Consider the following 12,679-nt stretch of genomic DNA (forward strand, 5'->3'; position numbering starts at 1 on the left):
TTAATTTTCAAATTAACTCATTCTCAAATTCTCAAATTAAAAAATATGAACATCTACTCATATCACGGTATCCGTCCCATTATAAAACCTTCTGCCTATATTCATCCACAGGCAGTGATTATCGGGAATGTGGAAATTGGTGAAGAAGTCTATATTGGTCCGAATGCAGTGATTCGTGGCGACTGGGGAAAAATTATTATTAAAGACGGAGCTAACGTTCAGGAGAACTGTACGCTTCATGTTTTCCCGAATATAGAAACCGTTTTAGAAGAATCAGCTCACATTGGACATGGGGCAATTATTCATTCCGGACATATAGGGAAAAATTGTTTGATTGGTATGAATTCCGTGGTGATGGATAAAGCTTATATTGGTGATGAAAGTATTGTAGGAGCTTTAGCTTTTGTTCCTGCCAACTTCAGATGTGAACCCAGAAAACTGATCGTGGGAAGCCCTGCAAAAATCATCCGTGATGTTTCCGATGAAATGATCCATTGGAAAACAGAAGGAACAAAACTCTATCAGGAATTGGCAAGAGAAGGTAAAAATGCTATTCTTCCTTGTGAGCCATTCACTGAATACGTACAACAGATACCTACAAAAGTTGTAGATTACAGTATCTGGGATGATGTGAAATAAATATATTGTGATCTAAACCTAACAGGTTTCTAAAACCTGTTAGGTTTTAACAGAGTAGATATCAAATTAAAAAATGGTTAATACAGAAAGCTTTCAATTCGAAGGAATATATCACATCTTTTCTCATGTAAATGGGGAAGAAATTATTTTTCGTGAGGCTTCAAATTATCATTTTTTTCTGGAAAAACTTGATAAATATATTATTCCTGTAGCAGATATCTATGCTTATTGCCTGCTACCAAATCACTTTCATATATTATTGAGATTTAAAAGTTTTGATGATATTAATAATGAAAAGGAGCATTCATTTTTAATCAAGGCTTTCAGTGATTTGTTGAATGCTTATGCTAAAGCTTACAATAAGGTTTATAACAGAAAAGGTGCTCTTTTTCTTAATACAATAAAGAGGAAAAAAGTAAAGGATGAAAAATATTTATTAAAGGTATTGCATTATATTCATAACAATCCAGTAAATCATGGTTTTGTAAATGATATTAACGAATGGAAATATACATCATATAGTTCTTATATGAATTTATCTAAACCTAGTAAGTTAGAGAGAATGCAATTGATGGAATATTTTGATACAATAGAAGACTTTATAAAATATCATGTTTCTAATGTAGAATATGATTGTATGGATTAAGAATAAAAATTTCTAAAACTAAACTAGAAGACAAAAATTAAATATGATTAAGAAAATTGCTCTTGTATGCAGCATGATGTTTGCGGTTAATTATACGGTTTCAGCCCAGACTGTTACTACAAAACCGCTTACGATAGGAGAAGTGAGGACTATTAAGTCTAAAACACTGAATGAAGAAAGAACATTAAATATCTATCTTCCTCAAAATTTTGATAAATCAAAAGCCTACCCAATTATTTATCTTTTAGATGGAAGTATGAATGAAGACTTTATCCATGTTTCAGGATTGGTACAGTTTTTCAATCAAATGTATTCTATGCCGGAAACTATTGTTGTCGGAATTGCGAATATAGATAGAAAAAGAGATTTTACTTTCCACACGGATTTGAAAGATTTACAGAAAGATTATCCTACAACAGGACATTCTGATAAGTTTATTACTTTTTTTGAAAAGGAATTAAAACCGTATGTTGAAAGTCAATTTAAAACAACAGATAAATATCTGTTCGGACAATCTCTAGGAGGACTGTTGGCAACAGAAATCCTATTGAAGAAGCCAGAAATGTTTAACAATTACTTTATCATCAGTCCGAGTTTATGGTGGGATGATGAAAGTCTTTTAAAACAAGCTCCTCAATTACTTTCAAAATCTCGGGATACTAAGAAATTTGTTTATGTTTCCGTAGGAAAAGGAGAACATCCTGTGATGATAAAGGATGCTGAAGCTCTTTATGATGTTTTGCACAAAGCAGGAAAGAAAAACTGGGCAGTAGAATATAAAATGATGGAAACAGATAATCATGCCACTATTCTCCACAGAAGCTTATACGAAGGATTAGTGAAACTGTTTCCGTATCAGGAACCAAAATAAACTATAAGTGTAACAATATACCAATGTAAAAATGTAACAATTCTTTTCATGCCGAATACAGTAAGTATTTATTGGTAAACTATTAGATTGATACATTGTTAAATTAAATTCTATATGGAAAAACTAAAAAACTATATTTACGGAGAATGGGTAGAAGGAACCGGAGCTGGAATTCCTTTATACAATGCTGTAACAGGAGAGCAGGTAGCTGTTTCAGATACAGAAGGTCTTAACTTCGAACAAGCCCTTGATTACGGTAGAACTATAGGGTATAAAAACCTTTCTTCCATGACATTCTATGACCGTGGAGAAATGTTGAAAAAAGTAGCCCTTTATCTATTAGAAAGAAAGAAAAAATATTACGAATTATCTTATAAAACAGGAGCCACTCACATTGATTCATGGGTGGATATTGAAGGAGGTTTCGGAACATTCTTTACCTATTCAGGATTAGCAAAAAGAATGCTGCCTAACACTTCATTCTGGGTTGACGGTGATACTCAGAAAATTTCGGCTAACGGAACTTTTTTAGGTACTCATATTTTAACACCGAGTGAAGGGGTTTCTGTACAGATCAACGCTTATAACTTTCCTGTTTGGGGAATGTTGGAAAAATTATCCACATCATTGTTAGCAGGGGTACCATCTATTGTTAAGCCATCACCCTTCGGATCTTATCTTACGAATGCCGTATTCCAGGATATGATTGAAAGTGGAGTATTACCTGAAGGAGCAGTACAATTGGTATGTGGAGAACCTGGAAATATCCTTGATTATGTTCAGGATGGAGATTCTGTATTGTTTACAGGTTCAGCCACTACGGGAAGAAAACTGAAATCACTTCCATCTGTTGCAGGAAATGCTGTTCGTTTCAATATGGAAGCAGATTCTCTAAATTGTTCTATCCTTGGATTGGAAGCAAAACCAGGAACTCCGGAATTTGATTTATTTGTTAAAGAAGTTCGAAACGAGATGACCACAAAAGCAGGTCAGAAATGTACGGCAATCAGAAGAATTATTGTTCCTGAGCATTTGATTGGTGATGTTCAGAACGCTCTATCCAAAGCTTTAGATCAAACCAAGATCGGAAACCCATTAAGCAGAGAAACCAAAATGGGATCTTTGGTGGGAAGACAGCAATACGAAGAAGTTTTAAGAAAAGTAAATATTTTAAAATCAGAAACGGAACTTGTTTACGACGGGAAACATGAGCTTGTAGATGCCAGTTATGAAAATGGAGCATTTATGAGTCCCAAGTTATTCCTGAATGATAAGCCTTTCGAAAAAAATATCTCTCACGATGTAGAAGCTTTCGGGCCGGTATCTACATTAATGCCTTATAAAGATGCTGAAGAAGCAGCTGCTCTGGCAAAAAGAGGAAAGGGAAGTTTAGTTGGATCTATCGTGTCTCATGATGAAAACTTTATTGCAGAAACATCATGGAAAATGGCTTCTCAGCATGGAAGAATCTTTGTACTGAACAGAGATAACGCGAAAGAAAGCACAGGTCACGGTTCACCGCTTCCAACATTAATGCACGGAGGACCAGGTAGAGCAGGAGGAGGAGAAGAAATGGGAGGTTTAAGCGGTCTTCATTTCTTCTTACAGAAAACAGCAATTCAGGGATCACCGGATGTGTTGAAGGCGATTACTAAAATATATCAGCAAGGAGCAGAGAAGAAATTCTCAGACAAGCATCCTTTCCAGAAATATTTTGAGGAAGTTGAAGTAGGAGATTCTTTAGAAACAGCAGGAAGAACCGTTACTGATGCAGATATCGTAAACTTTTCCAATGTTTCATGGGACCATTTCTACGCTCATACTGATGCCACAAGTTTAACAGGGACTATTTTTGATAAAACAGTAGCTCATGGATACTTCATCCTTTCAGCTGCAGCAGGATTATTTGTTTCCGGTAAAAAAGGACCTGTTATCGCGAATTACGGATTGGAAGACTGTAGTTTCTTCAAACCAGTCTACGCCGGAGATACCATTACCGTTTATTTAACGGCAAAAGAAAAAATCAACAGAGGAGTAAAAGGAAGAAATATTCCATCGGGAGTAGTGAAATGGCTGGTTGAGGTAATTAACCAAAGAGATGAGGTAGTTTGTGTAGCAACCATCTTAACTTTAGTGGCAAAACAATCTCCTTTCATTGATCTGAATGTGAAAAATGTTCAGAAGATATTAGGTGGATTAACGGAAAGTACTCCTGCGCTTTGGGGGAAAATGTCTTCACAGCAAATGATTGAGCATTTGGAAAATGCATTATTAGTAAGTTTCGGAGAACCTGAAGCAGACCAGTGTTTCACTCCTGAAGAACATCTTGAAAAATGGCAGGATTCTCTTTACAACCACAGAGCAATGCCGAAAGAGTTTACAGCTCCGTTCTTACCAAAAGATGGATCACTTCCTGAAGCTACACACAAGAATCTGGATGCTGCAAAAACTTCTTTCATGGATAACCTGAAGAAATTTGTAATCTACTACAAAGAAAATCCACAGGCAGAGCATATGAATTATGTATTCGGAAAACTGAATAAAGAAATGTGGGAACTGATGCACAGAAAGCACTTCACTCATCATTTCCAACAGTTTGGATTGATTTAATTCAAAATAAATACTCATCAAACTCCCTTTCAGCTAAATGTTGGAAGGGAGTTTATTATTCTGTTTTTATTCTCTAAATTCAGGAAAACTTTTAAGATGAGAGATTGGATTATTTTTATGGCTTTTGGGGGACTGACTTTTTTTTCCTGTTCAGGGAGTCATCCCAAAACTGGAAGTGAAGGTTATTTTTCTGAAGAGAAATTTGTAGACAGCCTGAATGCAGGAATAAAAGGTAAAACAAAAGTAGTCTTTGAAAAGTTCAGGCATACCGGAAATGGAGATGTATATACTTCCATTCATTTTTATGACCTGAAAAAGATCTGGGTGGGTTCCAAAGACTCAGAATTTAACACATGGGAGCTGAAGAATCGTTTTAAGTTTGATAAAGATGGAGTTTCAGATCTTAATGTAGTGATTAAAGACTTTAACAATGATGGGTTTAATGATGTTACCTATCAAAGCGCTATAGCAGGAAGAGGAGGAAATATCGTAATGACTTTATTTGTATATGACCCAAAAAGTAAAGACTTTATTCACATTAAAAACTCAGATAGATATCCGAACTTAAGTTATAATACAAAATTAAACTGCATAAATTCTTTGATGTTAACTGGCTCTACTACCACAGTATTTCTTAAAATTAAAAAAGATTCTTTGGATGAATTTGCAAGAGTAGATGTTTCAGATACCATTAGGGTAGAAGTAAAAAATTCTATTGGAAAGTTCAAAATTATTCAAAAGAAACTATTTCTGGGTTCAGGTGATGATTTTTATAGAGTCTTTAGGAATTATAATCCTTTGGAATATTAAATGATATTGATGAATTGAAAATGATAAAACAAATTCCTTTTTCTATTCGTTATCAATTTATTCACAAATGTTTTTTGAAAATTTATCCACGAAGCACTATCTTTAAACTTCAATCATAAAATAAGCAATAATGAACGAAAGCTGGATGCAAAAATGGGAAGAAATCAAAGACAAATTGATATCACCCGTAGATATTGACACCTATTTTACCTCAAGTGAAATTATGGAACAGAAGATGGAGACGATGGAAATTGGGAATGTTTCCCTGCCATCAGGAAAAGTAATTGTAAGAGACCCTCTTGTTTATCTGAATCAGAAAGAAAAACCTTTTTTTATTGAGGTTCCCAAAGGAAATTTTCCTGTAACTATTGCTGTAGTGAAACTGGAAGATTGGGGAGATCGCTATGCTGCTGTAAAAGTAGAGTTCACCAAAGAAAGACCGGTTATTTACAGAGAGGCACTAATAGGAATTGAAAATATAGAAAATGCCAATGAAGATGAATTTTTTGGTTTTAATGTGGATGCCGGTTTAGCATGTATTACCGATCCTGAAGTGGTACCTTATGTGGATAAGTTTATTGAGGAACTGGATGTTGAGAATATTTACGATGATTATTTTGCAGAACTGTTTGCAAAAAGTTATAAAGAAAACCCGAAAAACCAAAGAGATCTTGGAGACTGGATCAATTGGAAAGTACCTAATACAGAATATCAGATCCCAATATTTGCAAGTGGAGTAGGAGATGGAGTATATCCGGTTTACTTTGCTTATGATGAACAAAATCAATTATGCGGATTATATATTCACTTTATTGATATCGAATTAGAATTGTCTGAATATGATGAAGATGAGGAGGATGAAGATGACAATTCGGCTCAACCGGATAACTTTGTCTTTCTAAAATAAACTCAATGAATAAAACTTTTGCAGATCAGGTGATTGAATTCAATGAGAATCTAACTTATTCGGGAAATCTTCCTGATGGTTTTGAAGTGTTGAATCCGTATCTGGATAACCCGGAGACGATGCAAGTGATGCAAAAGTTTTATTACAAATATTATAATGATTCCAACAAAAGGAAATTTATTATTGGGATTAATCCTAGCCGCCATGGAGCTGGAATAACAGGCATTCCATTTACTGATACCAAAAGACTGGAAAGTGTATGTGACATAAAAATGAAATCTGCCCATACCCATGAAGTCTCTTCCGTATTTATGTATGATATGATCGCAGACTATGGTGGACCCGATTTGTTTTACAAAGACATTTATATCAATTCTCCATTTCCGTTGGCCATCGTACGAAAAACAAAAAATGGCTGGCTCAATGCTAATTATTACGATGATAAAGAACTTTTCAAGGATGTGAAAAACTTCATGATCAATTCATTGAAAAAACACATCAGCTTGAATCTGGATACCTCAGAAGTCTTTGTCCTTGGGAAAAAGAATGCTGAATTTATTTCAAAACTTAACAAAGAAGCTAAGCTTTTCGATACCATGGTTGTTCTGGAACATCCCCGGTATATCCAACAATATAAATCAAAGGAGAAACAGCTGTTTATAGATAAATATATTTTAGCATTAAAAGATAAAAATCAATAACTTCGATGCTCCTGTTTTTATTAAATTGTGAGCATGAATGTTTTTCCTAAAAACACAACCTTTAAATACAATTGGCGAACTTATCAGAGAAAATTTCTGGATCACCTTGATGAGTATCTTATAGATAATCACCTTCATGTTTCTGCACCTCCAGGCTCAGGGAAAACAGTGCTTGGTTTAGAAGTCATGTTGAGGCTTGGCAAACCAACACTTATTGTTGCCCCTACTTTAGCAATAAAAAATCAATGGATTCAAAGATTTTGTGAACTGTTTCTCAATATAGAAAGTGTTCCTGAATGGATATCTTCAGATATTAGAAAACCGGGTATTATTACTGTAACAACTTATCAGGGAATTCATGCTGCTTCTGAAACAAATGAAGAAGAGGAGGTAACAATAAGGAAGTCCCCAAAAGTACCGGCTTCGGAAATTATAAAACGTCTTCAAAAACAAAAAATAGGAACCCTTATCCTGGATGAAGCCCACCATTTGAAAAATGCCTGGTGGAGGAGCCTCATGGAACTGAAAGATAAAATTGAACCCACTGTAGTTTCTCTTACCGCCACACCGCCCTTTGATGTTTCCGGTACAGAATGGCAAAAGTATATTCAGCTGAACGGGCCTATAGACGTAGAAATATCCGTTCCTGAACTGATGATTGAAGGAGATCTTTGTCCACATCAGGATTTGGTACACTTTGTATTACCTTCTCAGGAAGAACAAAAGAAAATTGAATATTACCATGAGCAGGCCTTAGTATTTTTTGAAGAAATTAAAAAAGATGAAGTATTTCTTAATGCTATTGAACAGCATCCTGTGTATCAGAATCCACTGGAACATTTAGATTGGATCTATGAAAATATATCTTCTTATACTTCTGGTCTTGTCTACCTTCATTTTAGAGGAAAAGAAATTCCGGACGTCCATTTTGAAATCATTGGTGACCAACAAAAATATATTCCCGAATTTGATTTCTTCTGGATGGAAGAACTCCTCGATTTTTATTTACTGATAGATGAGGTTCATTTTAAAAATTACCAAGATCATCGTACTGATTTAGAGAACCGATTAAAAAGGCACGGATTTTTAGATCAGAAGACTTTAAGCTTTTTTAATAGTAAAAATGTAAACCAGATTCTCAATTCAAGTATAGGCAAACTCCAGGGGATAAAAGATATCGTCGATTTTGAATTTTCCGTGCTTAAAGATAATCTGAGAATGGTTATTCTTACCGATTTTATCAAGAAAGAATACCTAAGTTATGGAACTGAGAATATGCTCAAACTTGATAAAATAGGAGCCGTTCCTATTTTTGAAAAACTGAGAAGGGAAAACTTTCAACAGAAAAAAATAGGTATTCTTACAGGAAGTCTGGTGATTATTCCGGCAAGTACAAAAAGTGTATTTGAGGAGCTCTGCATGAAAAAAGTATTATTTGGAGTAGGACTTTCACCATTAAGCTATGATCCAAATTATCTCATGGTCAGTCTTACGGAACAGGCAAAACATGATATTGTGCACATTATTACGGAAATTTTCCAACATGGAGGAATTCATGTTTTGATTGGAACCAAATCTTTGTTGGGAGAAGGTTGGGATGCTCCTAAAATGAATACTTTAATTCTGGCAAGTTTTATAAGTTCCTTTGTACTTTCAAATCAGATGAGAGGAAGAGTCATAAGGACAGATAAGGATATTCCTCACAAAACAGGGAATATATGGCATCTTGTATGTTTTGATTCCAAAGATGAAATCGGAGGCCAGGATCTGAATATTATGAAACGAAGGTTCAAAACCTTTGTTGGGATTTCCAATAAAGATATTCCTACCATTGAAAATAACTTTGAAAGGCTCAACACTAAGACCATAGAGAATAATGAGGGAATTGGGGAAATTAACCAGACATTTTTTGTTTTGGCTCAAGATAGAGAGAACCTTATCAACCGTTGGAGAAAAGCTCTTAATCTTGGAAATATTTTAGTAGAAGAAATACAAGTTCCTACCATCAATATGACTGCTATGAAGGATGTGAAGATGAATTATATTGGTGAAATGTCCAGTAATATGGTTAAGGTGATGGCTTCTTCTGTATTATTATTCTGGCAGAATCTTCTATTGGGAATCTTTAGGAATTTTCAGGCGATTGATTCTGTAAAAACCTTTTCATTGTTTGCTTCCTTATTTGGATTGGCAGGTTTCGTGGTATATGGAAGAAAGTTATATATATCCGCAAAACAATACTGGAGATACAGAGATATAGGAAATCAACTAGGAGCAATTGCGGAGGTGGTGTTATATAGCCTGGTTAATGAGAGAGTGATAAGAACCTCTTTGGAACAGTTGAGCATTATAAGTTCATCTAATGGCAAGGAAGGTGCATTCTGCTATCTAAAAGGAGGTAGCCAATATGAGAATACGCAGTTTATCCAGACTTTACAGGAAATGGTTTCTCCCATAGATAATCCGAGGTATGTCATGAGACATAAAAAAAGATCCTTTCTTTTGAAGAAAGAACAGTATTTTCCGGTACCTGAAATTTTTGCAAAAAATAAAAAAAGTGCAGAATTTTTTACTAAAACATGGAATAAAGCAGTTGGAACATCAGAGTTGATTTTTACAAGAACCATTGAAGGACGCAAAATCCTATTAAAACTAAGATTTGAAGCCCTTTTAAAAAGAAATGGGAGAATAGAACACCTTCACAAGTGGACGAGATAAAAAACAAATCCCTCAATATAATCGAGGGATTTTGTCTTTCATGAATTAGAATCTTTGTGGGAACAAGATCGGATATGAAACTTTTTAAATATTAGTTTTTAATAACTTTAGTAGACTCAGTAGCTGTTTTGATAAAGTAAACTCCTTTTGGAAGTTCTGAAATACTGATTTCATTGGGACCTTTTTGAACCTGAACCGTTTTCAGCACTTTACCGTCAATACTATAGATTTTAGCCTCTGAATTTTTATCAGAACTGATAGAAAGTGGCCCATTGGTTGGGTTAGGGTAAAGAGTCAGGTTTTTTTGAGTGCTTTTAGTTTCTGAGGTTCCTAATACAATATTGCTGTCTTTTACCCATGTAAAGGCATCTAAAGCTACATATCTAAACCCTCCGTTTGCTGTGATACGCAGTTCGTCAATAACGATGTTTGAGTAATTCTGGCCATTTAAGTTGGTCATATCTATTAAGGTATAACCGTTGGTCGCTCCTAAACTTGTTGCAAATCCGTTGGTTTTTGTTTGGGTAAATTTTGTTACCCCACTCAATTTTCCAGTTATCGTAAGGGAGCCTGTTACATTAAGATCAAGATTCAATGCCGAGAGATACATCCAGAATCTGTTTACTTTAAATAAATTAGAAGTCGTTCTAATACTGAAGGATGGTGGAGACTCTTGATTATTGGAATTATCAATGTAACGGTTATCATTGGCTGTTCCACTCCAGCCTGTCCCCGGAAAGTTAGCTTGGATATCAAAAACACTTACATGGGAGATGATATTAAAAATAACCCCATTATCGGTGAAGCTTGTACTTCCGTTTGACTCCGTCTCAAATTGTTCTGTGCTGGTCTGCCCGAATGAAAAAATTGAAATGAGCAGACTACAAATTGTAAAAATAGTAGTGCTTTTCATGATCTTTGTTTTAAGTATTAGGTTATGATATGTATTAATTTCGTGGAGGGTAAATGCCTTCCACACAAATGATATAATTTAATCCCAGATAAGGCGGCATATTATTCATGGGTAAATTTTGGCCAACGAAAGCAATACTTTTGTTGTTAATAGCAGTATCAGGATCATTATTGACAAAACTTGTAACTGCATTGAAATCTCTTCCTACCTGTGTTCCTGTAATAGCAATAGAGGTGGTAGCTGTTGGAGTAGATGTATTTGCATTTTTATTGGCTACTTTAAATTGAAAGCCTGTTCCAACACTTGGAAGGTTTGAAGCCAATAATGTGTTTTGAGTAGTTCCTGCCACTACTCCCAGTGGATAATATTCATTGGCATTTACATTTCCGGCTCCTAAAGCCATTCTTCCCTTTAAGTTGGGAAGGGCAAATGTGGTAATTCCGTCTCCGCCATACGTGGTTCCTAAAATAGAGAATAATGCTGAATTTCTTGAAATAGGTAATATGCTTCCGTCACAAAACATCCAACCTCTTGGTGCAAAATTTCCTGCAAATAATTTAACGATTCCAATGTACTCTTCCATGGTATATTTTTTTAGCCTTTAATTGTCTTACTCTGTTGATGGCTTTTCAGATTCCGCCGTTAAGTGATTTATTTTATTACCCAAAGGAACAACTAATAAAAAGGCAGTACTAGAGTAGAAAATACCAAATTGAAGACTCCGTATTTCTACGTAAAGGGATATTATTTGTACTTAAAAATAGAATTGAGTATTTTAAGATAGAGTAATCAATAATTATTTGTTCAATAGTAACTTTCGGCTCCCTTTTTTTAGTTTCTGCTTTAAAAAATAAGATGAATTTGTTTGTTTTAAGTTTCCCCAAAAGCACTGTATTTAGTATTTTTGTAAGAATCCAATAAAAATTAAAATGAACGAATTCGTCGCATCAGAAATCAAGAATAATATTGCCGAAATTACTTTCGGAACCCCAAAAAGTAATTCCCTTCCGGGAGCAATTTTAGAGAAACTGGCCCAGACCATCTTAGATGAAGGAGCTAAAGATGAAGTAAAAGCTATTGTAGTAAAAAGTGAAGGTGAGAAAGCATTCTGTGCAGGAGCAAGCTTTGATGAGCTTTTGTCTATTGAAGAGCTTGAAACTTCCACGAAATTTTTCGGAGGTTTTGCTAAAGTACTGAATGCGATGAGAAACTGTGGAAAGATTGTTGTAGTAAGAGTGCAGGGAAAAACAACGGGCGGTGGAGTAGGAATTGCCTGTGGTGCTGATTATTGTTTTGCAACAAAAGATTCAGCTCTGGCACTTACAGAGATCAATTTAGGAATTGGTCCTTTTGTAATTGGTCCTTATGTAGAAAGAAAAATCGGAAAATCACAATTCTCAGCAATGGCTATTGATGCTGATTTCAGGTCAGCAGAATGGGCAGAACAACATAATGTATATCATTCTGTTTCAAACAATATTCAGGAAATGGATGAAAAACTGGAAAAATTTTTACAGACATTAGCATCAAGGAGTAGTGATGCTTTAGCATTAATCAAAAAAGTTTCCTGGGAAGGAACAGATCATTTTAATGAACTGATGCCAGCAAGAATTCATATGAGTGCAAGCCTTATTTTAGAAGATTCTGCTAAGAAGAATATTGAAGCTATTAAAGAAAGATTGAGAGCAAAATAGTTTTCATCTGTTAAAAAAATACCTGCCGTTGATAAATTCAACGGTTTTTTTGTTGGTTGGAAAATATTGAAAGTTCCTTTTAGTAATATTGAATGTCTCAATAAGCAAAAGGTAAGAATAGGAGGAACTGTTAGCCATTATAATTTTCATAGCTTTCAATTTCTATTCTC

Annotated in this window: 11 protein-coding genes; 9 read left to right on the forward strand and 2 right to left on the reverse strand. The window is 34.8% G+C overall.

Features of this window, described 5'->3' with window-relative positions; translation table 11 throughout:
• Positions 1-45: 45 nt before the first annotated feature.
• The 8 genes from EL260_RS03855 to EL260_RS03890 all read left to right on the forward strand — a co-directional run bounded on the left by EL260_RS03855 (position 46) and on the right by EL260_RS03890 (position 9,902).
• The gene (locus EL260_RS03855) at positions 46-639 is read left to right on the forward strand and encodes an acyltransferase (protein WP_123858926.1); all 594 of its coding nucleotides are present in this window, start codon (positions 46-48) and stop codon (positions 637-639) included.
• Between the two features lie 73 nt (positions 640-712).
• Positions 713-1,285, forward strand: coding sequence for a transposase (locus tag EL260_RS03860; protein WP_123858927.1), 573 nt, complete (start codon positions 713-715; stop codon positions 1,283-1,285).
• Positions 1,286-1,328: 43 nt separating this feature from the next.
• On the forward strand, positions 1,329-2,156 hold the full coding sequence (locus tag EL260_RS03865) for an alpha/beta hydrolase (protein ID WP_123858928.1): 828 nt from the start codon (positions 1,329-1,331) through the stop codon (positions 2,154-2,156).
• Between the two features lie 114 nt (positions 2,157-2,270).
• A complete protein-coding gene (gene paaZ, locus EL260_RS03870; RefSeq protein ID WP_123858929.1) occupies positions 2,271-4,766 on the forward strand; it encodes a phenylacetic acid degradation bifunctional protein PaaZ in 2,496 nt (831 codons plus the stop codon).
• Positions 4,767-4,862: 96 nt separating this feature from the next.
• Positions 4,863-5,576: an XAC2610-related protein gene (locus EL260_RS03875; RefSeq protein ID WP_123858930.1), complete on the forward strand. Its 714-nt coding sequence runs from the start codon at positions 4,863-4,865 to the stop codon at positions 5,574-5,576.
• Between the two features lie 130 nt (positions 5,577-5,706).
• Positions 5,707-6,483 (forward strand): DUF4241 domain-containing protein, encoded by a 777-nt coding sequence (locus tag EL260_RS03880; protein ID WP_123858931.1) that lies wholly within the window; start codon positions 5,707-5,709, stop codon positions 6,481-6,483.
• 5 nt (positions 6,484-6,488) lie between these two features.
• The gene (locus tag EL260_RS03885) at positions 6,489-7,184 is read left to right on the forward strand and encodes an SMUG2 DNA glycosylase family protein (RefSeq protein ID WP_123858932.1); all 696 of its coding nucleotides are present in this window, start codon (positions 6,489-6,491) and stop codon (positions 7,182-7,184) included.
• 33 nt (positions 7,185-7,217) lie between these two features.
• The gene (locus EL260_RS03890; RefSeq protein ID WP_123858933.1) at positions 7,218-9,902 is read left to right on the forward strand and encodes a DEAD/DEAH box helicase family protein; all 2,685 of its coding nucleotides are present in this window, start codon (positions 7,218-7,220) and stop codon (positions 9,900-9,902) included.
• A 91-nt stretch (positions 9,903-9,993) separates the two neighbouring features.
• On the opposite strand, the gene EL260_RS03895 is transcribed toward EL260_RS03890, so the two are convergent.
• Both EL260_RS03895 and EL260_RS03900 read right to left on the reverse strand, forming a co-directional pair.
• Positions 9,994-10,815, reverse strand: coding sequence for a T9SS type A sorting domain-containing protein (locus EL260_RS03895; protein ID WP_123858934.1), 822 nt, complete (start codon positions 10,813-10,815; stop codon positions 9,994-9,996).
• 34 nt (positions 10,816-10,849) lie between these two features.
• Positions 10,850-11,398, reverse strand: coding sequence for a phage tail protein (locus tag EL260_RS03900; protein WP_123858935.1), 549 nt, complete (start codon positions 11,396-11,398; stop codon positions 10,850-10,852).
• Positions 11,399-11,744: 346 nt separating this feature from the next.
• Here EL260_RS03900 and EL260_RS03905 point away from each other — a divergent pair, with 346 nt between their 5' ends.
• On the forward strand, positions 11,745-12,509 hold the full coding sequence (locus tag EL260_RS03905; RefSeq protein ID WP_123858936.1) for an enoyl-CoA hydratase/isomerase family protein: 765 nt from the start codon (positions 11,745-11,747) through the stop codon (positions 12,507-12,509).
• Positions 12,510-12,679 lie beyond the last annotated feature (170 nt).

The sequence above is a fragment of the Chryseobacterium nakagawai genome (assembly GCF_900637665.1).
Lineage (GTDB): Bacteria > Bacteroidota > Bacteroidia > Flavobacteriales > Weeksellaceae > Chryseobacterium > Chryseobacterium nakagawai.